We start from the raw sequence: 21,196 nt of genomic DNA on the forward strand, positions 1-21,196 counted from the left end.
TCGCGCACGTCCTATGCATGTGCTGAACGTACGAATGTGGCTCACCGCGGGTGTCCTGACGATGACGGCGGCGTGCGGCGCCTCTGAGGCCGCGCCCGGTGGCCTGGAGTGGAAGCACGGGGCGGTGCCCGTGGCGGTTCGCTACGCCGTACCGGACGAGTGTCCCGAGACCGACGGCCCGCCCGAGTGCAGGTCGTGGTGGATCCACGCGTTCAGCGGCAAGAAGGAGACGCTCGTCACCGACTACAACGAGACGCGCGACGCCGACGGCGGCTACACCTACCGGATCAGGGTGACCGACGCGGCGGTGTGGGTGCCGACCAAGGGCGGCGCGTCGGTCATGCCGGGGTTCCGGCTGAGCGCGGACGGGCACCGGCTCGCCTACTTCAGCGTGGCGCGGCAGCGGTTCGTGGCGCACGACCTGCCCAGCGGCGCGGTGCGCGAACTGTCGCCGGAGATCGACACGGCCAACCTGCGCTCCGACGCCATCGCGGTCTCGGCCGACGGCGCGGCGTTCGCGGTGAGCGACGGCGAGCAGGTGCTCGTCACGGAGTTCGACAGCGGCAAGGTCACGACCCTGCCGCTGGTCGACGGCGTGATCGGGATCACTCCTGACATCGTCTTCGCCAGCAAGGACGACACCGTGGTCGGTGTCGTCCGCTCCAGCGGGGCGCGGATGAGCACCGTCGAGGTCCCCTCGACGGCTCGGCTGTCTCCCGACGGGCGTTGGCTCGCGCTGGTCGGCGACGAGCCCGCCGACACGATCGAGCTGGTCGCCCCTGCGACGGGCAGGCGGCGGGAGCCGTTGCGGCCGAACCCGCTGCGCGAGCCGACCGTCTCGTCCGCCGAGACCTGGCTGAGCCGCGACAAGCTGCTGATCAGGACGTTCACGGCCGACACGCAGGAGTTCGTCGGCTTCTTCTCCCTCGACCTCACCACCGGACGGACCGCGAGGGTCAAGCGGCTGCCGCTCGCCCCCGAGGCCGTCGCGTTCGGCGCCGTCTCCTAGAACGGCGGCCTTCCAGTGCCGTCTCCTGGAACGACGGCCTTCCAGTGCTGCCGTCTCCTGGAACGGCGGCCCTCCTAGTACGGCAGCGCGCGCTGCGCGAAGGCCTTGCGCAGGAACGGCGCCTTGAACTTCGGGAAGGCCACCGTCTGCGGGTCGCCGTCCGAGGTGTAGCGCTGGTCGGGGTTGGACTTCAGCCAGTCGAGCCACGCGGTGGAGCAGAACTGCGAGCAGTCGCCCTTCTTGTCCATGGCCCTGATGCGCGGGATGCCGAGCGGGTCGAAGTTCTTGTTGAACGGCGCCGCCGCCGGCGTGTACCCGGCCAGGAACACGCCCGCGTGCTTGTAGGAGGTCGGCCCGCTCTTGCCCGTCGCCGCCCACTCCTTCTTGCGCGGCTGGTTCCCGTACGGCAGCGCCAGCGTGATCGGCGCCGCCCCCTCCAGGTCGGTGACCAGGCGCTGGCCGGCGGCGATCTCGCCCATGACCTGCTTCTGCGACTTGCCCAGGAGGTTGAGGTGGTCGCGGGTGTGGTTGCCGATGTCGAAGCCGTTCTGCTTCAGCCACAGCAGCATCTGCGACTTCTCCTCCGGCGTGGTCTTGCCGAACATGTCGCGCGTCACGAAGAAGGTGGCGACGGGGCGGAAGCCGGGGTTGTTCCTGGCGACGTCCTGGAGGATGGCGACGGCGGTGTCCGGCTTCACCTGGCCGAGCTCGTCCATGGCGAGCTGCGAGGGCGAGGAGTCGTCGAAGGTGAGGACGACGGGGTGCCGGCCCGCCGGGATGTCGATCCTGCCGGTGACGAGCTCGGCGGCGGTGATCGGCACGTAGCCGTCCTTGGCCAGACGCTCGAGGTCGGCGCGGAACTGCTGGGGGGTGCGGTCGTCGTGGGTGGCCGGCTTCTCGATGACCCGATGGAACATGATCACTGGGATCTGACCCAGCTCGTTGGCCCTGACCTTGGCGGCGTTCGCCGCCTTGGCGGCCTTGGCGGCCTGCGCCTGCCGCTGCAGGGCGGCCTGGTCGAGCTGCGGCTTGGCGAGGTTCGCTCCCGTGTTCGCACCGCCGCAGCCCGCGGTCAACACGCCTATCACTATCAGCCCTGCACCCAGCATCCGCATGGGAACCCCCCGGTAGATCGACTACAGGGTGCTCTTACCCATTCACGGTATGTGAATGGACCGGGTGTAGGTATGGAATCGGCCAGGAGAGCCTTCGCGTGCGGCCACGTGTCGCCCTCCCGCCATGTCCGTGTGGGAGGAACGCGAAAGGGCCGCCCACCGGGCGGCCCTCAGGCAGGGTGAGGCGGAGGAAGAAGGTCAGGCCATCTTCTTCTTGAGGTTCTCGTCCAGCGCCGCCAGGAAGTCCTGGGTGGTCAGCCACTTGGCGTCGCCGCCGACCAGCAGCGCGAGGTCCTTGGTCATCTGGCCGCTCTCGACGGTCTCGATGCAGACCCGCTCGAGCTTCTCGGCGAAGTCGATCACCTCGGGGGTGTTGTCGAGCTTGCCGCGGTGCTGCAGGCCACGCGTCCACGCGAAGATCGAGGCGATCGGGTTCGTGGAGGTCGGGTTGCCCTTCTGGTGCTCGCGGTAGTGACGGGTCACCGTGCCGTGCGCCGCCTCGGCCTCGACGGTCCGGCCGTCGGGGGTCATGAGGACGGAGGTCATCAGGCCGAGCGAGCCGAAGCCCTGCGCGACGGTGTCGGACTGGACGTCGCCGTCGTAGTTCTTGGCCGCCCAGACGTAGCCGCCCTCCCACTTCAGGGCCGCGGCCACCATGTCGTCGATGAGGCGGTGCTCGTAGGTGAGCCCGGCCTTCTCGAAGTCGGCCTTGAACTCGGCCTCGTACACCTCGGCGAAGATGTCCTTGAAGCGGCCGTCGTAGGCCTTCAGGATCGTGTTCTTCGTGGAGAGGTAGACCGGGTAGTTGCGGGCCAGGCCGTAGCGCATGGAGGCGCGGGCGAAGTCGCGGATCGACTCGTCCAGGTTGTACATGGCCAGCGCCACGCCGCTGCCAGGGAAGTCGTACACGTCGAGCTCGATCGGCTCGGTGCCGTCCTTCGGGGTGAAGGTCAGGGTCAGCGTGCCCTCGCCGGGAATCTTCAGGTCCGTGGCGCGGTACTGGTCGCCGAAGGCGTGACGGCCGACCACGATCGGCTTGGTCCAGCCCGGCACCAGGCGCGGCACGTTGGACATGATGATCGGCTCGCGGAAGATGACGCCGCCGAGGATGTTACGGATGGTCCCGTTCGGGGACTTCCACATCTTCTTGAGGCCGAACTCCTCGACCCGGGCCTCGTCGGGGGTGATGGTGGCGCACTTGACGCCCACGCCGTACTTGTTGATGGCGTTGGCGGCGTCGATGGTGACCTGGTCGTCGGTGGCGTCGCGGTGCTCGATGCCGAGGTCGTAGTACTTCAGGTCGACGTCGAGGTAGGGAAGGATCAGCTGGTCCTTGATGAACTGCCAGATGATCCGGGTCATCTCGTCGCCGTCAAGCTCGACGACGGGGCCCTCTACCTTGATCTTGGGCATGCGTATGGTTCCCCTTCGTGACAAATGATGATTGAGGTTATCGGAGGCGGCGTCACCGGCCGAAAAGGGCCAGAAGCTGCGCCTTCAGGTCGGGGTACTCCAGGAACAGCGCGGTGACCACCAGCGCGGCTCCGAGCACCACCATGGTGGAGACATCGGCGTTCTTCGCTCGTACGGCAAGCGCCCCGCCGTAGCCGGCGAAACGGACGGCGGCGGCGACCAGGATCACGGCGCCGAGCGCGAAGCCGCCCCATTCGGCGTCCACCAGGAAGATCGCGAGCACGCCGAGAGCCGCACCCGCCAGAATCGGCGGGTACGGTCCCCATCTCTCGTCGCTCGGGCGCCCGTCGAGGCGGGCGCCCTCGCTCTCTTCTGCCTGGCTCATCGCTCGTGCCTATGGTCGCATCCGCGGGGGGCCGTGCCGACCCCGACGCCCGGATTCGGGCCGCTCATCGCTCGTGTCCATGGTCGCATTCGCTCGGGCCTGCGTTGGCATCGACGGCCTCGCTCTCTCCGGCCCGGCTCATCGCGCGCGCCCATGGTCGCATTCGCTCGGGCCTGCGTTGGCATCGACGGCCTCGCTCTCTCCGGCCCGGCTCATCGCTCGTCGATGGGCTTCCACTTCTGGTCACGCTCACCGATGTACTCACTGTCGGGCCTGATCAGCCGGTTGTCGGCGTGCTGCTCGATGACGTGCGCCGTCCAGCCGGACATGCGGCTGACCGAGAAGACCGGGGTGAACAGATCGGTGGGGATGCCCAGGTAGTGGTAGACCGTGGCGGCGTAGAAGTCGACGTTGGGATAGAGGCCCTTGGACTCGAAGACGACCTCCTCCATCTCCTTCGACATCCGGTAGTAGGTGTCGTCGCCCGACGCGGTGGCCAGTTCCTCGGACATCCTGCGCAGGTGCGTCGCGCGCGGGTCCTCGGTCTTGTAGACGCGGTGCCCGAAGCCCATGATCTTCTCGTGCGCGGCCAGCTTGTCGCGTACCGACTGCGCCACCTGCGACGGGTCCAGCGACTCCAGCGTCTTCATGACCTGCTCGTTCGCGCCGCCGTGCAGCGGGCCCTTCAGCGTGCCGATGGCGGCGACGATGGCCGAGTGCATGTCGGACAGCGTCGCGGCGCACACGCGGGCGGCGAACGTGGAGGCGTTCATCGTGTGGTCGGCGTGCAGGACCAGGCAGGTGTCGAAGATCTCGACCTCGCGCGGGCTCGGCGTGCGGCCGGTGACCTGCAGGAGGAAGTTGCCCGCGATGCTGAGGGAGTCGTCAGGTTGGGGCAGGTCCTTGCCGGTGCGGGCGGCGTGGTAGTACGCGACGAGCACCGGTTGCTGGGCCGTCAGACGGGCGGCCTTGCGCAGGTTGGCGTCGGCGGCGATCGAGTCCTTGTCGGGATCGTCGGCGCCGGACAGGGAGACCAGCGAGCGCAGCGCCTCCATCGGCTTCTGCTTCTCCGCGATCTCGGCGATGTTGGCCGACACCAGCGCGCCCAGCTCGCGTCCCCTGACGAGCTCGTCGCCGTACGCGCCCAGTTCCTGGCGTGTGGGCAGCTTGCCGCGCTGCAGCAGGTGGGCGGTTTCTTCGAACGTCGCGTGGCCGGCCAGGTCATGGATGTCGTATCCACGGTAGAAGAGGCGACCGGCCTTCCCGTCGATGTCACTCAGCGCTGTGGACGCGGCGACGACATCGGCCAGGCCTTTTGTGGGCTTGTCCGCCATGTGTGTTTCCTCCGCTTATCTCCGCCGAAAGTCTACCCGTGAGCAGGCAAAACCGGCCGCAGAGGTCCAGACCAATTTCACGCCGGATTCTCCTTATGGCAAAGGCGATTCCCCATCCCTTCGTTTGGGTAAGCCGGAGCTGTAGTAACAGTAACGGCGGGCTACCTGGGGAGGAACTGCCGTGGAGGGGCCCTTCATACGCATCGAGGACACCGGCGAGGTCGTCCCGTTGCGTCCCGAGATCACGACAGTGGGAAGGGGCCGGGGCGTCGACATCCGGCTGACCGACCCGAGCGTGTCTCGGCTCCACGCTGAGTTCGTTCGGCGCGGACCCTACCTGTATGTCGTTGACCTGGGCCTGTCCCGCAACGGCACGCGGGTGAACGGGAGGCCGATCGCCCGGAGGGTCCTTGACGACGGCGACGTCGTCTCCTTCGGCGCGGCACGCGGACGCATCGGTGGCGTGCCGCGCGAGGACTTCACGCCCGAGGTCGAGCTCCGCAGGGCCGCCGCGCCCGAGCTCACCAGGCGCGAGGTCGACGTGCTCACATCGCTGTGCAGGCCCGCCCTGTCGGACGAGGCGTTCGTCGCCCCGGCCACGGCGCGCGAGATCGCCGACGATCTCGTGGTGACCGAGGCGGCGGTCAAGCAGCACCTGCTCAGGCTCTACCAGAAGTTCCGGATCCCCGAGGGCACCAACAGGCGCACCAGGCTGGCCAACGAGGTGGTGGCGCTCGGCCTGGTCAGGCCGACGCCGGTGGTGCCGCCACAGCGCACCGGAACGTCCCAGGAGAGCCAGCCGGCCGGCCGCCGCGCCAGTTAACCGACCCGCAGGGCGACCGGTGCTTCGGCGAGGGGTTCCGGCAGTCTGAGAGGTCCGGATCCCGGGGTGATCGTGCCGAGTATGCGCGGGCCTGCCGCGCCCGTGCATGCCGGCACGGTGGCGGGCAGGCCGTGCGCGGTCAGCCAGCCGAACAGCGAGAAGGCGATCGCCTCTTTCGCGTCTGAGGGGATGCCGAGCTCGTCGCTCGGGACGAGCCGGGCAGGTGTGAGCGCGGCGAGCATCCCCATGAGCGTCGGGTTGCGCGTGCCGCCGCCGGAGACGATCACGGTGTCGAGCCGGTGCCTGCCGATCTCGTCGGCGACCGTCCTGGCCGTCAGCGCGGTCAGCGTCGCCACGAGGTCGGCCGGCGGCAGGTCCGAGGTGACGTAGCCGGGCGTGAACAGCTCCTTGCCGGTCGTCTTGGGCGGGTCCAACCGGTAGTACGGCTCGTCCAGCAGCTCGGCCAGCAGCTTCTCGTCGACCGTGCCCGCCGCCCCGAGCGCCCCGTCCCTGTCGTACGGCGGCGCGGCCGCGTCGATGAGCGCGCAGGCGGGTCCGGTGTCGTAGGCGTACTCGGCGGTCGTGAGGTTGGCGATGCCGCCCAGGTTGAGCGCCCCCGCCCGGCCGGGCAGCCCGCTGATGAGCAGCCGGTCGAGGTAGGAGACCAGGGGCGCGCCCTGCCCTCCGGCCGCCACGTCGCGCACGCGCAGGTCGGAGACGACGGGCAGGCCGGTGCGTTCGGCGATCCACGCGGGCTGGCCGAGCTGGAGCGTGCCGTGCACCCGGCCGTCGGACACCCAGTGGTAGAGCGTCTGGCCGTGGGAGCAGACCAGGTCGGCCTCGCCCGCGGCGAGCGCGGCGTCGGCGAAGGCCTGTCCGATGAGCGTGTCGAGCGCGCACACCTCGGCCAGCGTGACGGGAGAGGGCGGCAGGGCGGCCAGGAGACGGGCTCTCAGCTCGGCCGGATAGGGACGCTCACCGGTGTGGGTGATCACACCGGTGAGGACGTCGCCCTCCATCGACCAGTCGACGATCGCGCTGTCGATCCCGTCGTGGGAGGTGCCGGACATCAACCCGAGAACCCGCATGTGTCTCCTACTGATGAGAAACGTGGCCGCTGGACTGCCGATACGGCGCTGGCCTGCAAAAAGAGATGCGCGGCAGTCTGATAGCCACGTTTCTCATCAGTACCAGACTTGTCGGCCGCGGCTGGGCCGGCTGGTCCTGCTGACCCGGTCGACGGCCATGACGTAGTAGTGGTCGCCGCTCTTGCCCTCGGCGTCCACCCAGCGTACGAGCCGGTCACCGGGGACGACCGCCACCAGGTTGCGGCCGTCGTCGAAGGTGTCGATCTCGTCGGCCGCCCGGAAGATCGCGAACTGGAACGGCTCCTGACTGCCGGTCGCGACGATGTTCAGCTCGACGCCGCCGGACACCTTGCGCACGTGGGCGAGGACGGGACGCTTCGGCTTCTCGCCGTCGGCGAGCCTGGGCAGCAGCGGCGGCAGCGCGGGCCGCTGGTAGTGGTCGCGGACCGCCGTGGTGACCGAGCCGATCCGGTCGACGCGCAGGTCGTTGGCGTTGTACCAGATGTCGCCGCCGACCTGCGGGTGTGCCCGGTTGAGCGTCAGGTGCTTCGACAGCTCGGCGGGGTCCTGCCACTGCGGGGCCTGGGCGGGGTCGCCGGCCTTGTAGGCGGCCTGGCCGATCCACAGCATGGTGCCCGTGCCGTTCGCCACGTCGGACCACCACGGCACCAGCTTGCTGTAGTCGGCGGGCGGCTGGCCGATGTACCAGTAGAGCTGGGGCGCGATGTAGTCGAGCCATCCCTTCTTGACCCAGCCACGGGTGTCGGCGTGCAGGTTGTCGTAGGACTGGCCGCCGTTGGTGTCGGAGCCGAGGGGGTCGGTGCCCTTGTTGCGCCAGATGCCCGACGGGCTGATGCCCCAGGCCACCTCCGGCTTGGCCTCCCGGACCCGCTGCTGCATCTCCGAGACCATCAGGTCCACGTTGTGGCGCCGCCACGAGGCAAGGTCGGGGAAGCCCGCGCCGTGCGTGGCGAAGGTGTCGGCGTCGTTGAAGGCCGTGGTGTTGGTCGGGTAGAAGTAGTCGTCGAAGTGCAGGCCGTCGATGTCGTAACGGACCAGCGCGTCGAGCATCGCGTCCTGGCAGAACTTCCGCACTTCCGGGATGCCCGGGTTGTAGTAGAGCTTGCCGCCGAAGGGCAGGATCCACTCGGGGTGGACCCGTCCGGGGTGCGAGGGGTGCAGCTTGGTCGGGTCGGCCTGCATCGAGACGCGGTAGGGGTTGAACCACGCGTGGAAGGTCAGGCCGCGCTTGTGGGTCTCCTCGACGGCGAAGCCCAGCGGGTCGTAGCCGGGGTCCTGTCCCTGCACGCCGGTCAGCCAGTGCGACCACGGCTCGAACTGTGACGGCCAGAAGGCGTCGGCGGTCGGCCTGATCTGCACGAAGACCGAGTTGAGCCGGCGTTCGACCGCCAGGTCGAGCCAGGCGATGAACTCGGCCTTCTGCTCGTCCGCGGTCAGCCCCTGCTTCGACGGCCAGTTGATGTTGACGACGGAAGCGATCCACATGCCGCGCATCTGGCGCAGCGGAGGCACGTAGTCGGGCTCGGCGAAGGCGGGGAGCGGCACGACGGAAGCGGCTGCCGCGAGGGCCAGACCCTTCAGAACGGTCCTTCTAGTGGGCATGGGGGGTGCCTCTCGGGGGAGGTGGTTGTGTTCCAGGGCGACGATGGCAGAAAATTACCTTCAGATCAACAATTGTGAAAGAAAATGCCGCGCGGGCCGGTCACCCGGTCGCGACGCGTACCGAGGAGGTTCTGTGCCCGCTGACCTGCACCGACTCGCCCTGGCGGTCCTCCAGCCCGGGTTCGAGGGCGTCACCGCCCCCGACTGGCTGCGAAAGGCGCTGGGCGAGGGGCTCGGCGGCGCCGTGCTCTTCGCGCGCAACGTCTCGCCCGCCACGGCGGACCTGGTCGCCGCCCTCCGCGCGGAGAACCCCGGCGTGGTCGTCGCCATCGACGAGGAGGGCGGCGTCGTCACCCGCCTCGAGACCGGCGAGGGCAGCTCCTTCCCCGGCAACCGGGCGCTCGGCGTGGTCGACGACGAGGAGCTGACCGAGCGGGTGGGCCGCCAGATCGGGCGGATGCTCGCCGAACTGGACATCACCCTCGACTACGCCCCCTCCGTCGACGTCAACGCCAACCCGGCCAACCCGGTGATCGGGGTCCGCTCGTTCGGGCCGACCGCCGACCTGGTCGCGCGCCACTCCGCCGCCTACGTCAGGGGCGTGCAGGGAGCGGGCGTGGCCGCCTGCGCCAAGCACTTCCCCGGCCACGGCGACACCGTCACCGACTCCCACCTGGCGCTGCCGACCGTCCACGCCTCCCTCGCCGAGCTGCGCGACCGCGACCTGCCGCCGTTCAGGGCGGCCATCGAGGCGGGCGTGCGGTCCATCATGTGCGGGCACCTGCTGGTCCCCACGCTCGATCCCGCGATGCCCGCCACGCTGAGCCGTACGATCCTGACCGGGTTGCTCAGGGAGGAGCTCGGCTTCGACGGGATGCTGGTCACCGACGCGATCGAGATGAAGGCGGTCGCGGCGATGTACTCGCCGGGCGAGATCGCGGTCCGGGCGCTCAGGGCGGGCGCGGACGCGATCTGCGCGGGCCTGGTCACCGCCGAGGGTCTGGCCGAGATCCGCGACGCCATCGTGGCCGCCGTGCGCGACGGGTCACTCCCCGAGGAGCGCCTGGCCGAGGCGGCGGGGCGGGTGCGGGCCCTGTCCGACTGGTACGGCAGGCAGCCGCGCGACGCCGCGCCCGACGCCGAGGCCGGCATGGAGGCGGCGGTCAGGGCGCTCACCGTCACGGGCTCGGCCCGGCTGACCACCGCTCCGCTGGTCGTCGAGGTCAACACCCGCCACAACCAGGCCGTCGACCCGAACACCCCGGCAGGCCTGGCCGCGGCGCTCGGCGAGGTGCTGCCGGGGACCGAACGGACCTCCTCCCCCGAGCTCTCCTCGGTGCCCGGCGAGCGGCCGGTGGTGCTGGTCGTCCACGACGCGGCCCGGCACACGTGGGTGCGGGACACGGTGGCGCAGGCCGTACGGCAGCGCCCCGATGTGATCGTCGTCGAGACGGGCATCCCCGCCGAGCCCGCGGGCGCGGCCCACATCGCCACGCACGGAATCTCCAAGGTCTCGGCGAAGGCGGTGGCACGATGGCTGACCAGATGAACGAGCCGGTCAACCCGGTCTCGGCGGTGCGGGCGGTGCTGCCGTCGCTCACGCCCGCGGCGCAGGCCATCGCCAGGATCATCCTGGACGATCCCGGCCTGGTGGTGCGCAGCACGATCACCGAGTTCAGCGCGGTGTCGGGCACCAGCGAGGCGACCATCGTGCGGACGGCGCGTGCCCTCGGCTACTCCGGCTACTCCCAGCTCCGCTTCGCGCTGGCGGGCGCCGTCGCGCGGGACACCCCCGAGCGGCTGGTGCCGGGCGACCTCGGACCCGACGACCCGCTCACCGACGTGATCGCCAAGGTGACCAGGGCGGAGGTGGACGCGTTGTCGGACACCGCGGAACAGCTCGTGCCCGACCAGCTCGGCGAGGTCGTCGCGGCCATCGCCGCCGCCCGCAGGATCAACGTCTACGGCGTGGGCGCCTCCGGCCTGGTGGCGGCCGACCTCGCGCACAAGCTGATGCGCATCGGCCTGTCGAGCCATCCGTTCAACGACGCCCACCTCGCCCTGACCAGCGCCGCGCTGTTGCACGAGGGCGACGTCGTGGTGGCGGTGAGCTGCTCGGGCGAGACGACGGACGTGATCGCGCCGACCAGGACGGCGAAGGAGGCGGGCGCGCTCGCCATCGCCATCACCAACAACCCGCGCTCCTCGCTGGCCCAGACCGCCGACCACGTGCTGGTGTCCGCGGGGCGGGAGACGGCCTTCCGGCCCGGGGCGCTGGCCAGCAGGATCAGCCAGCTCCTGATCGTCGACTGCATCTTCGTCGGGCTGGCGCAGCGCACGTTCGACAGCTCCGAGACGGCGCTGCGCGCGACCAGGGAGGCGTTGGAGATCTTCAGAACGCGATGAGGGGTGCCGATGAAGGAAATTTTCACATATAGTCGTAGATAGCTAGCTTTTCTCCATCCTGCGGGGGGACCATGACGCGCGGCATCTCCGATCTCGTCACCGAGCAGCGGCTGCCCGGACTCGACGACCTCGATGTGCTGCCCACGATCGAGCTGGTCAGGCGCATGAACGAGCAGGACTCCCTGGTCCCCGCCGCCGTCGCGGGCCAGTCCGAGCAGATCGCCGCCGCCGTCGACGCCGTCTCCGCGCGCCTGCGCGACGGCGGCAGGCTCATCTACCTCGGAGCCGGTACGGCCGGGCGCATCGGCATGCTCGACGCCAGCGAGTGCGGCCCCACCTTCGGCACCAGCCCGTCGGAGGTGTTCGCGCTCATCGCGGGCGGGCCCTCGGCCTTCACGGTCGCCGTCGAAGGCGCGGAGGACTCGGCCGCGCTGGCCGTCGCCGACCTCACAGAGGTGGAGGTGTCCGCCGCCGACGCGGTGGTGGGCATCTCGGCCAGCGGGCGCACGCCGTACGCGGTGGGAGGCGTACGGCACGCCCGCGCCGTCGGCGCGCTGACCGTCGGGGTCGCGTGCAACGCGGGCTCGGCGCTCGGCGCGGCGGCGGAGATCGCCATCGAGGTGGTGGTGGGCCCCGAGTTCCTGACGGGGTCCACCAGGCTCAAGGCCGGAACGGCGCAGAAGCTGGTCTGCAACACCATCACGACGCTGTCCATGGTGCGGCTCGGGCGCACGCACGGGAACCTGATGACGCACCTGGTGGCCTCGAACGAGAAGCTGTGGGTCCGCGCGCGCGACATGGTCTCGACCATCACCGGCCTGCCGGACGCCGAGGTCGCGCCGGCTCTCCGCGCGGCGGACGGCTCGGTCCCCGCCGCGGTCATCATGCTCCTCACGGGCGCCGACCCGGCCGAGGCCCGCGCCGCCCTCGACCGCACCTCCGGCAACCTCCGCGAAGCCCTCCGTTCCTTCGCCTGACCGACCCCGGGCGAGGACACCGCGTGACCGGACGAGCGACCCTCGTCCGGTCGGCGGACCGCATGGAGAGGGACCGTGTGACGGGGAGAGCGATCCTCCTCCCCGTCACACCCACTCCGTCAGGCGAGCGAGCGCTCCGCCGCCTCGACCACGTTGGCCAGCAGCAGCGCGCGCGTCATCGGCCCCACTCCACCGGGATTGGGGGTGAGGAAGCCGGCCACCTCCGCCACGTCAGGAGCCACGTCACCGGCGATCTTGCCGTCGACCCGCGACACGCCCACGTCGAGCACCGCCGCGCCCGGCTTGACCATGTCGGCCGTGACGAGCCCGGGCACGCCCGCCGCCGCCACGACGATGTCGGCGCGCCGTACGTGTGCGGCCAGGTCGGTCGTGCCGGTGTGGCAGAGGGTCACGGTCGCGTTCTCGGTGCGCCTGGTCAGGAGCAGGCCGAGCGAGCGGCCCACGGTGATCCCACGGCCGACCACCACGACGTCGGCGCCCTTCAGCGGCACGCCGTACTCCTGCAGCAGCAGCACGATGCCGTGCGGCGTGCAGGGAAGGGGGGCCTCGACCATGTGCACGAGGCGGCCGAGGTTGACCGGGTGGAGGCCGTCGGCGTCCTTGGCCGGGTCCATGCGCTCCAGCAGCGCCATGGTGTCGAGGTGCTTGGGCAGGGGGAGCTGGACGATGTAGCCGGTGCAGGAGGGTGAGGCGTTGAGTTCGTCGATGGCGGCCTCGACGTCGGCCTGGGTGGCCGTCGCCGGCAGGTCGACGCGGATGGAGGCGATGCCGACCTCCGCGCAGTCGCGGTGCTTGCCCGCGACGTAGATCTGGCTGCCGGGGTCGTCGCCGACCAGCACGGTGCCGAGCCCGGGCACGACGCCCCGCTCCTTGAGCGCGGTCACCCGCGCGGTGAGGTCCGCCTTGATCTTGGCCGCGGTCGCCTTGCCGTCGAGTTTCACAGCGCTCATGTCCACATCCTTGCAGAGCCTCCCGCGCCGTCCGCAAGCCCCGTCCCGTCAGGTGAGCGCGGGGCCTCGCTACCCTGACCATGCAGAATGGACGGACGAAAGGGGCGAAGGTGGATCTGGCCGCGCGGGGAGCGGGGTTCGCCGAGTTCTGGCGGGAGCGGCACCTGTGCACGCTGACCACCGTCAGGCCGGACGGCACGCCGCACGTGGTGCCCGTGGGCGCGACGCTCGACCTGGAGACGGGGATCGCGAGGGTCATCACCTCCGGCACCTCACGCAAGGCCCGCCTGCTCGCCGGCGACGACGGCGCCCGGGTGGCGCTGTGCCAGGTCGACGGCCGCCGCTGGTCCACGCTGGAGGGCACGGCGACGGTGCGGACCGAGCCCGAGCGGGTCGCCGACGCCGAGGCCCGCTACACCGCCCGCTACAAGCCGCCCCGGCCCAACCCGGCCCGGGTGGTCATCGAGATCGAGGTCACCCGCGCCATGGGCAGCGTGTGATCACCGTCGTCGGTGTCGGCGCCGACGGCTGGGACGGCTTGTCGCCCCAGGCCCGCCAGGCCGTGGCGGAGGCGGGCGTGCTGCTGGGCTCGGCGCGCCAGCTCGGCCTGGTGCCCGACGGCCGGGCGCGGAAGGTGAGCTGGCCCTCGCCGCTGCTGCCCGCGCTGCCGGGGCTGCTGGCCGAGTTCGGCGACGCGGCGCCGTGCGTGCTGGCCAGCGGGGACCCGATGTTCTTCGGGATCGGCTCGACGCTGGCCAGGCTGGCGGGCCCGGAGAACCTGCGCGTGCTGCCGCACCCGTCCAGCCTGTCGCTGGCGTGCGCGCGCCTCGGCTGGCCGGTCGAGGAGACGGCGGTGGTCAGCCTGGTCGGCAGGCCGCTGGACGCGCTGCGACGCGCCGTCCTGCCGGGGCGCCGGCTGCTGGTGCTGGCGGCGGACGCGCGGGGGCCCGCCCTCGTGGCCGGACTGCTGCGGGAGCACGGGTACGGCGCGAGCACCCTCCACGCGCTGTCGGACCTGGGCTCGGCGGACGAGACGCACCACACCGGCCAGGCCGCCACGTGGGAGCGGGACGGCACCGCCCTGACCGTGGTGGCGGTGGAGTGCGCGGCCGACGAGGGGACGGTGCCACGCCCGCTGGTGCCCGGCCTGCCCGACGACGCCTTCGAGCACGACGGGCAGCTCACCAAGCGCGAGGTGCGCGCGGTCAGCCTCGCCCACCTGGCCCCGCTGCCGGGCCGGCTGCTGTGGGACGTCGGCGCCGGCGCGGGCAGCATCGCGATCGAGTGGATGCGGGCCGACGCCGGCTGCCGCGCGATCGCCGTCGAGAGCCACCCCGAACGGGCGGCCAGGATCGGGCGGAACGCGGCGGCGCTCGGCGTGCCCGCGCTGCGCGTCGTCACGGGGCGGGCGCCCGCCGCCCTGGAGGGGCTCCCCGCGCCCGACGCGGTCTTCGTCGGCGGCGGGGCCACCGTGCCCGGCCTGCTCGAGGCGTGCTGGCAGGCCCTGCCACCCGGCGGCAGGCTGGTCGCCAACGCCGTCACCCTGGAGTCGGAGTCCGTCCTGACCTCCCGGTACGGCAGGCACGGCGGCGACCTGGTACGCCTGTCGGTCAGCAGGGCCGCCCCGATCGGCGGCTTCACCGGCTGGCGGACGATGATGCCGGTGACCATCTGGACAGCGACCAAGGAGAGCGGCACGTGACCGTCCACTTCATCGGCGCGGGACCCGGCGCGGCCGACCTCGTCACGCTGCGCGGGCTGCGCCTGATCGAGCGCGCGCCGGTGTGCCTGTACGCCGGCTCGCTCGTGCCTGAGGAACTGCTGGAGTCGTGCCCGCGGGACGCCCGCCTGGTCGACACCGCGAACCTGACGCTCGACGAGATCGTGGCCGAGCTGGCCGACGCCCACGCCAAGGGCCTGGACGTGGCCAGGCTCCACTCCGGCGACCCGTCGGTCTTCAGCGCGATGGCCGAGCAGATGCGGCGGCTCGACGCGATCGGCGTGCCGTACGAGGTGGTGCCGGGGGTTCCCGCGTTCGCGGCGGCGGCCGCGTCGCTCGGCAGGGAGCTCACCGTGCCCGGCGTCGGCCAGACGATCATCCTCACCAGGACCTCGGCGCGGGCGACGCCCATGCCGGAGGGCGAGGATCTGGCCACGCTGTCGTCGAGCAGGGCCACCATGGTCCTGCACCTGGCCGTGCAGCGGATCGCGCAGGTCGCGGCGGAGCTGACGCCCGCCTACGGCGCCGACTGCCCCGTGGCGGTCGTCGCCCGGGCGAGCCGCGACGACGAGCTGATCCTCAAGGGCACCCTCGCCGACATCGCCGACCAGGTGCGGGCCGCGGGCGTGGTCAGGACCGCGGTGATCGTCGTGGGCAGGGTGCTGGCGGCCACCCAGTTCCCCGACAGCCACCTGTACTCGGCCGCGCGCTGCCGTCAGCCGTGACGGCCCACGATCACGCCCGCCCGGTCGATCACCACGACGTCCACCTCGACGGGCGCTCCGCGCAGCACCCCGGCCGCGGTGGCGTGCGCCCGCTCGGCCACCAGGTCGCCGAGCGGCACCCCCTCCTCCTGGGCCATGCGCAGGGCGTGCAGCGCGGTGTTGGCGCCGCGGATCCGCTCCGCCAGCCCGGTGCCCTCCCCCGCCAGCCTCGCCAGCAGGTCGAGGTTGACCTGGGAGCGGCCCGAGTGCAGGTCCAGGTGGCCGTCGGCGAGCTTGGACAGCTTGCCGACACCGCCCGCGATCGTCAGCCGCGGCACCGGGTGCCGGCGCAGGTACTTCAGGACGGCTCCGGCGAAGTCGCCCATGTCGAGCAGGGCGTCCTCGGGCAGGCCGTACAGTTCGGCGGCCACACGCTCGGAGGTGCTGCCCGTGCACCCGGCCACGTGCGTACGGCCCGCCGCGATGGCCACGTCCACGCCCCTGCGGATGCTGTCGATCCACGCCGAGCACGAGTAGGGCACGACGACGCCGGTCGTGCCGAGGATCGACAGGCCGCCGAGGATGCCGAGCCGGGGATTCCAGGTCCGCCGGGCCAGCTCCTCCCCGTGCTCGACGGAGATCTCCACGATGACGTCGCCGCTGCCGCCGACGGCCGCGATGTGCTCTCTCATCATCCGGCGCGGGACCGGGTTGATGGCCGGCTCGCCCACCTCGAGCGGCAGGCCGGGCTTGGTGACCGTGCCGACGCCCGGGCCCGCCCTGAAGGTGACGCCGGTGCCGGGGGCGGCGTGCCGTACCGTCGAGGTGATCAGCGCGCCGTGCGTCACGTCGGGATCGTCGCCGGCGTCCTTGACCACGGAGGCGGCGGCGAAGCCGGCGCCCAGCGACTCCCTGGCCAGGGCGAACGCGGGCCGCTGCCCTTTGGGCAGGGTGATGGTGACCGGGTCAGGGAAGTCACCGGTCAGCAGCGCGGTGTAGGCGGCCGCGGTGGCCGCGGTCGCGCACGCGCCGGTGGTCCAGCCGTGGCGCAGCCCTGTGCTCGGGGACGCGGTGCTCATGTGTCGAGGGTGCTCATGTCGAGGGTGCTCATGTCGAGGACGCTCATGTCGAGGATGCTCATGTCGAGGATGGAGGGGACGTGCGGCGGATCCTGATCCTGGGTGGCACGGCCGAGGCGCGCGCCCTGGCGGCCGCCCTCGACGGCGCCGTCCATGTCGTGTCGTCGCTGGCCGGGCGGGTGCGCGACCCCAGGCTGCCGGTGGGCGAGGTGCACGTCGGCGGGTTCGGCGGCGCGGCGGGGCTGGCCGCCTGGATCGCCGCCAACCGGATCGACGCCGTGGTGGACGCCACGCACCCGTTCGCGCGGCGGATGACCGCCGGGGCCGTCGAGGCGTGCCGTACCGCGGGAGTGCCGCTGCTGGTGCTGCGGCGCCCCGGCTGGCCGCCCCGGCCCGGCTGGGTGCTCGTCGACTCGCTGGAGGAGGCCGCGCGGACGCTGCCCTCGCTGGGCCGCCGCGTGTTCCTGACGACCGGGCGCAGGAGCCTGCCGGTGTTCGCCGGTCTGTCCGGTATGTGGTTCCTGGCCAGATCGGTCGACTCGCCCGAGCCGCCGGTCCCCGCCAATGTCCACGTGGTGCTGGCGCGCGGCCCCTACACCGTCGAAGGGGAGCGGGCGCTCATCCGCGAGCACCGGCTCGACGTGCTGGTCACCAAGGACAGCGGCGGCGAGATGACCACCGCCAAGCTGACGGCCGCCGCCGAGCTCGAACTGCCCGTGGTGGTCGTCCGACGGCCGCCGCTGCCCGAGGACGCGGTGCTCGTGGACACCGTGGCGGCGGCCGTGGCGTGGGTTCATGCCGGGTATCGCCTCGGGGTGTAGACGACGCCGTCGCCGGTGACGCGGGTGGTCGAGGAGCCGACGATCAGCAGGCAGCGCATGTCGACCTGCGCCGGGTCGAGCCCGGCCAGCGTGGTCACGGTGATCGTCTCCTGCGGACCCCCGACGTCGCGGCCGATCACCACGGGCGTGGCCGGGTCGCGATGCTCCATGATCAGGTCGCGGGCGGCGTCCACCTGCCAGGTACGGCTGCGCGAGGCCGGGTTGTAGATCGCCAGCACCAGGTCGGCCGCGGCGGCGGCACGCAGCCGCCCGGCCACGATGTCCCACGGCTTGAGCAGGTCCGACAGGGAGATCACGCAATAGTCGTGCCCCAGCGGCGCCCCCGCCCTGGCGGCCACGGCGTGCGCGGCCGTCAGGCCCGGCACGATCCGCACCGGCACGTCGGGGAAGCCCTCGGCCGCCTCCAGCACCGCGCTGGCCATCGCGAACACGCCGGGATCGCCGGACGAGACGACCGCCACCCTGCGACCCTGGCGGGCCAGCTCCAGCGCGTGCGCGGCCCGCTCGGCCTCCACCCTGTTGTCGGTGCGGTGCCTGACCTGGCCCGCCCGCTGCGGCACCCGGTCCACGTACGGGCCGTACCCCACCAGGTCGGTCGCCTCCGCCAGCACCTGCCGCGCCTCCGGCGTGAGCCACTGCGCTCCCGCGGGCCCGAGCCCCACCACCGCGACGCCCGGCCTCAGCTCCTCGTCGGCCCGCCCACCGCCGCTGGGCAGCATCGCCAGCGAGAAGTACGGCACGCTCGCCGGGTCCACGTCCTTGAGCGGCTCGATCCGCTGGCTCGCCGTCGTCGCCCGCTCGACGTACCACGCCTCGTCCAGCCGGCCCGCCTCCGCCAGCGCGTCACGGACCTTCTCGAAGGTCCTGCCGAGCTTGAGCACGGCCACCGAGTCGGCGCTCTTCAGCTTCTCGGTGATGACGTCGGCCGGGAGCGTGCCAGGCAGCACGGTCAGCGTCTCCTCGTGCTCCACCAGCGGGCGTCCCAGCACCGCCGCCGCCCCCGCCACCGAGGTGACGCCCGGCACGACCTCGGTCTCGTAGCGGTGGGCGAGCCGCTTGTGCATGTGCATGTAGGAGCCGTAGAAGAGCGGGTCGCCCTCGCACAGCACCACGACGGCCCTGCCCGCGTCCAGATGGGCGGCCAGCCGCTGCGCGCACTCGGCGTAGAAGTCCTCCAGCGCACCCTGGTAGCCGCCGGGGTGGTCGGTGGTCTCCGTGGTCAGCGGGTACTTCAGCAGCTCCTCGACCTGCCCCTCCCGCATGTACGGCAGCGCGATCGACCGCGCGATGCTCCTGCCGTGCCTGGCGCTGTGGTAGGCGATCACGTCCGCCTCGCCGATCAGCCTGGCCGCCTTGACCGTCACCAGCTCGGGATCCCCGGGCCCCAGCCCCACCCCGAACAGCCGTCCCGCCACGTCGCTCACTCTCGCTCGGAGGCGATCGCGTTGACCGCCGCTGCCGCCATCGCACTGCCGCCTCTGCGGCCGTGCACCACCAGGTACTCCAGGTCGCCGCTCGCCAGCGCCTGCTTCGACTCGGCCGCCCCGATGAAGCCCACGGGGATGCCGAGCACCGCCGCGGGGCGTCCCGCGCCCTCCTCGACCAGCTCCAGGAGCCTGAACAGGGCGGTGGGCGCGTTGCCCACGGCGACGACCGCGCCGTCCAGCCGGTCGCGCCACAGCTCCAGGGCGGCGGCGCTGCGGGTCGTGCCCATCCGCTCGGCCAGCCCCGGCACGCCCGGGTCGCCGAGGGTGCAGATCACCTCGTTGTCCCTGGGCAGGCGCGCCCTGGTCACCCCGGAGGCGACCATCATGGCGTCGCACAGGATCGGCGCGCCCCCGCGCAGGGCCGCCCGCGCCGCGGCGACCACGCCCGGCGAGTAGGCGAGGTCGGCGACCAGGTCGGTCATGCCGCAGGCGTGGATCATGCGGACGGCCACCTGGGCCACGTCCTGCGGCATCCCGGCCAGGTCGCTCTCCGCGCGGATGGTGGCGAACGAGCGCCGGTAGATCTCCGCGCCGTCGCGGATGTAGTCGGTCATATCCCCTCTTCTTCGGTACGGCCCGCGACACGGTAGCCGGTCGGGGTGGCGACGACGTCGACCACCTCCCCCGCCGGACGGCCGCACCGCCGTTCGCACCCGGCCCAGTGGACCGGGTGGGCCGGTGGTTCGTGGCTGGGCCGTTCCGCCCAGCGTCTGGCGTCGAGCTGGACGTCGGCCAGGGATTTCGCGCACCCCGGGCGGCCCGTGCAGGCCGACAGGCCCGCCCACGGCGTCCCTGCGACGGCGACCAGCCCGGCGGCGGTGAGGCGGTCCGCGATCGGCTGGACGGCGTCGGCGGGCAGGTCGGGCAGGACGACGGTGCGCCACGGCGTGACGCGGATCTCGGCGGCGCAGGCGGCGAGCGCCGTGGCCTGACCGGCGGACAGGCGGCCGAGCGGGACCACGACCTCGAGCGCGACCCTGCCGTCACGCTGCGGGCGGGTCCCCGCGTCGCGCACCCCGGCGCCGCGCGCGGCCGTCTCGACATCCGGGGTCATCGTCCCCCGGTCGTCCCCCCGCCGGGCCTGGGCATGAGCCTGGTCGTCCCCCCGCCGGGCCTGCGCGGGGGTCTGGTCGTCCCCCTGCCGGGCCTGGGCATGAGCCTGGTCGTCCCCCCGCCGGGCCTGGGCGGGAGCCTGGTCGCCCTGTGGGGCAGGGCCGGGGAACCGGGCGTCCTGCCGCGGAGTCGCCGGGCCGGGGTCCTGGGTGGTCGGCGGGTTCAGGCGGGCGGCGAGCCGGGCAGGGCCGTCCGGGAGGTCGGTGACGCGCCAGGCGGTGCCGTCGCTCAGCTCCATGAAGGCCGAGGCCGCCGCGAGCATCAGCGGAACCGCGCCGGACACGGTCACGGGTACGGCATGCCGTGCCCCACCGAGCAACAGCACCCCGCCGGTGGGCGAGGTGGCCAGGAAGGTCACGTCGGCGCCGCAGGACAGCACGTCACCGGTGCCGTCGTCCAGGGCGAACAGGAAGCGGCCGGAGAGCGCGGCCAGTTCGGGGGCGGCGCACAGCCGGCGGTCCAGGTCGGCGACCAGCGGCCGGACGTCCACCAGGGACGAGGGGGCGCGTCCCGCCAGCGGTGAGGCGAGGATGTTGCGGACCCGCTCGTGGGTGGCCGACGGCAGCAGCCCCGCCGCCGCCATCCGCGCCGCGAAGACCGGCACGCTCGCCGCGGCCGCGCCCGATCCGGGACCCGCCCGAAGCCCGTCCGGCGGGGCGGGGGTGACGCGCAGGCCGCGGACCTGGAGGTTCGCCCGGGAGGTCAGCTCGATCACGCCCGATCCCAGCTCGGCCGCGCACGCCGCCACCTCGCCCAGCTGGGCCGCCGTGAGGAAGCCACCGGGGATGCGGACCCGGGCGAGGGCGCCGTCCGCGGCGGTGTGGACCTGAAGGGCCCCGGGACACGCATCAGGGCGCAGGTGTCCTGAAACGTCGGTTATGTCCACGGGGAGGATGGTAACCCGTTCAAAACCCTCTAGTCTGATCACAGACGAGGGCGACGGAGGAAGCCGGTGCGAAGCCGGCGCGGTCCCGCCACTGTGACCGGGGAGCGAACCCCACCGCAGGCCACTGTCCGGCGACGGACGGGAAGGCCGGGGTGAGCGTCGATCCGGGAGCCAGGAGACTCCCGCTCTCGTGACACCCGCGACCGGGGCGAGGACCCCGA

The 21,196-nt window shown here is 72.2% G+C and carries 20 protein-coding genes and 1 riboswitch; of the genes, 9 read left to right on the forward strand and 11 right to left on the reverse strand.

Features of this window, described 5'->3' with window-relative positions:
* Positions 1–19: 19 nt before the first annotated feature.
* Entirely contained in the window at positions 20–1,009 is a 990-nt protein-coding gene (locus ABZX22_RS05255; protein ID WP_354906243.1) for a hypothetical protein, read from the forward strand.
* A gap of 74 nt (positions 1,010–1,083) precedes the next feature.
* On the opposite strand, the gene ABZX22_RS05260 is transcribed toward ABZX22_RS05255, so the two are convergent.
* From ABZX22_RS05260 to ABZX22_RS05275, 4 genes are all read right to left on the reverse strand, one after another.
* Entirely contained in the window at positions 1,084–2,088 is a 1,005-nt protein-coding gene (locus ABZX22_RS05260) for a polysaccharide deacetylase family protein (protein WP_354906244.1), read from the reverse strand.
* Between the two features lie 234 nt (positions 2,089–2,322).
* Complete coding sequence (locus ABZX22_RS05265) at positions 2,323–3,537, reverse strand: NADP-dependent isocitrate dehydrogenase (protein ID WP_354906245.1); 1,215 nt, start codon at positions 3,535–3,537, stop codon at positions 2,323–2,325.
* Positions 3,538–3,589: 52 nt separating this feature from the next.
* Positions 3,590–3,922, reverse strand: coding sequence for a DUF3017 domain-containing protein (locus ABZX22_RS05270; protein WP_354906246.1), 333 nt, complete (start codon positions 3,920–3,922; stop codon positions 3,590–3,592).
* A 212-nt stretch (positions 3,923–4,134) separates the two neighbouring features.
* Complete coding sequence (locus ABZX22_RS05275; RefSeq protein WP_354906248.1) at positions 4,135–5,256, reverse strand: citrate/2-methylcitrate synthase; 1,122 nt, start codon at positions 5,254–5,256, stop codon at positions 4,135–4,137.
* Positions 5,257–5,437: 181 nt separating this feature from the next.
* Between ABZX22_RS05275 and ABZX22_RS05280 the strand changes: the two genes are divergently transcribed.
* Positions 5,438–6,079, forward strand: a complete 642-nt coding sequence (locus ABZX22_RS05280; RefSeq protein ID WP_354906250.1) for an FHA domain-containing protein — start codon at positions 5,438–5,440, stop codon at positions 6,077–6,079.
* On the opposite strand, the gene ABZX22_RS05285 is transcribed toward ABZX22_RS05280, so the two are convergent.
* A complete protein-coding gene (locus ABZX22_RS05285) occupies positions 6,076–7,167 on the reverse strand; it encodes an anhydro-N-acetylmuramic acid kinase (RefSeq protein WP_354906252.1) in 1,092 nt (363 codons plus the stop codon). The two genes, ABZX22_RS05280 and ABZX22_RS05285, sit on opposite strands and share 4 nt — an antisense overlap.
* Before the next feature lie 96 nt (positions 7,168–7,263).
* On the reverse strand, positions 7,264–8,790 hold the full coding sequence (locus ABZX22_RS05290; protein WP_354906254.1) for a family 10 glycosylhydrolase: 1,527 nt from the start codon (positions 8,788–8,790) through the stop codon (positions 7,264–7,266).
* Positions 8,791–8,923: 133 nt separating this feature from the next.
* Here ABZX22_RS05290 and ABZX22_RS05295 point away from each other — a divergent pair, with 133 nt between their 5' ends.
* The 3 genes from ABZX22_RS05295 to murQ all read left to right on the forward strand — a co-directional run bounded on the left by ABZX22_RS05295 (position 8,924) and on the right by murQ (position 12,173).
* Positions 8,924–10,339 (forward strand): glycoside hydrolase family 3 protein, encoded by a 1,416-nt coding sequence (locus ABZX22_RS05295; RefSeq protein WP_354906256.1) that lies wholly within the window; start codon positions 8,924–8,926, stop codon positions 10,337–10,339.
* Positions 10,324–11,196 (forward strand): MurR/RpiR family transcriptional regulator, encoded by an 873-nt coding sequence (locus ABZX22_RS05300; protein ID WP_354906258.1) that lies wholly within the window; start codon positions 10,324–10,326, stop codon positions 11,194–11,196. The genes ABZX22_RS05295 and ABZX22_RS05300 overlap by 16 nt, the downstream gene beginning before the upstream one ends.
* A 71-nt stretch (positions 11,197–11,267) precedes the next feature.
* Positions 11,268–12,173, forward strand: coding sequence for an N-acetylmuramic acid 6-phosphate etherase (murQ, locus tag ABZX22_RS05305; protein ID WP_354906259.1), 906 nt, complete (start codon positions 11,268–11,270; stop codon positions 12,171–12,173).
* 119 nt (positions 12,174–12,292) lie between these two features.
* Here the strand turns inward: murQ and ABZX22_RS05310 are convergent, their stop codons facing one another.
* Positions 12,293–13,144 carry a bifunctional methylenetetrahydrofolate dehydrogenase/methenyltetrahydrofolate cyclohydrolase gene (locus tag ABZX22_RS05310; protein ID WP_354906261.1) on the reverse strand — a complete coding sequence of 284 codons (852 nt, stop codon included), beginning with the start codon at positions 13,142–13,144 and terminating at the stop codon, positions 12,293–12,295.
* 110 nt (positions 13,145–13,254) lie between these two features.
* Here ABZX22_RS05310 and ABZX22_RS05315 point away from each other — a divergent pair, with 110 nt between their 5' ends.
* From ABZX22_RS05315 to cobM, 3 genes are read left to right on the forward strand one after another with little or no spacing between them, the layout of a single operon-like run.
* Positions 13,255–13,644, forward strand: a complete 390-nt coding sequence (locus ABZX22_RS05315; protein WP_354906262.1) for a TIGR03618 family F420-dependent PPOX class oxidoreductase — start codon at positions 13,255–13,257, stop codon at positions 13,642–13,644.
* Complete coding sequence (cbiE, locus tag ABZX22_RS05320; protein WP_354906264.1) at positions 13,641–14,846, forward strand: precorrin-6y C5,15-methyltransferase (decarboxylating) subunit CbiE; 1,206 nt, start codon at positions 13,641–13,643, stop codon at positions 14,844–14,846. The genes ABZX22_RS05315 and cbiE overlap by 4 nt, the downstream gene beginning before the upstream one ends.
* Positions 14,843–15,589 (forward strand): precorrin-4 C(11)-methyltransferase, encoded by a 747-nt coding sequence (gene cobM / locus ABZX22_RS05325; RefSeq protein WP_354906266.1) that lies wholly within the window; start codon positions 14,843–14,845, stop codon positions 15,587–15,589. The genes cbiE and cobM overlap by 4 nt, the downstream gene beginning before the upstream one ends.
* On the opposite strand, the gene ABZX22_RS05330 is transcribed toward cobM, so the two are convergent.
* Positions 15,580–16,647, reverse strand: coding sequence for a cobalt-precorrin-5B (C(1))-methyltransferase (locus tag ABZX22_RS05330; protein WP_354906268.1), 1,068 nt, complete (start codon positions 16,645–16,647; stop codon positions 15,580–15,582). The two genes, cobM and ABZX22_RS05330, sit on opposite strands and share 10 nt — an antisense overlap.
* 80 nt (positions 16,648–16,727) lie before the next feature.
* Between ABZX22_RS05330 and ABZX22_RS05335 the strand changes: the two genes are divergently transcribed.
* Positions 16,728–17,468, forward strand: coding sequence for a cobalt-precorrin-6A reductase (locus tag ABZX22_RS05335; protein ID WP_354906269.1), 741 nt, complete (start codon positions 16,728–16,730; stop codon positions 17,466–17,468).
* Here the strand turns inward: ABZX22_RS05335 and ABZX22_RS05340 are convergent.
* From ABZX22_RS05340 to ABZX22_RS05350, 3 genes are read right to left on the reverse strand one after another with little or no spacing between them, the layout of a single operon-like run.
* Positions 17,441–18,904 (reverse strand): precorrin-2 C(20)-methyltransferase, encoded by a 1,464-nt coding sequence (locus ABZX22_RS05340; protein ID WP_354906498.1) that lies wholly within the window; start codon positions 18,902–18,904, stop codon positions 17,441–17,443. The two genes, ABZX22_RS05335 and ABZX22_RS05340, sit on opposite strands and share 28 nt — an antisense overlap.
* Before the next feature lie 5 nt (positions 18,905–18,909).
* Positions 18,910–19,530 (reverse strand): precorrin-8X methylmutase, encoded by a 621-nt coding sequence (locus ABZX22_RS05345; RefSeq protein WP_354906270.1) that lies wholly within the window; start codon positions 19,528–19,530, stop codon positions 18,910–18,912.
* On the reverse strand, positions 19,527–20,975 hold the full coding sequence (locus ABZX22_RS05350; protein WP_354906272.1) for a precorrin-3B synthase: 1,449 nt from the start codon (positions 20,973–20,975) through the stop codon (positions 19,527–19,529). Before ABZX22_RS05350 ends, ABZX22_RS05345 begins: the two co-directional genes overlap by 4 nt.
* A gap of 17 nt (positions 20,976–20,992) precedes the next feature.
* Positions 20,993–21,173, forward strand: a riboswitch (cobalamin riboswitch).
* The last annotated feature ends 23 nt before the right edge of the window (positions 21,174–21,196 follow it).

Source organism: Nonomuraea sp. NPDC003804 (assembly GCF_040610675.1).
GTDB lineage: Bacteria > Actinomycetota > Actinomycetes > Streptosporangiales > Streptosporangiaceae > Nonomuraea.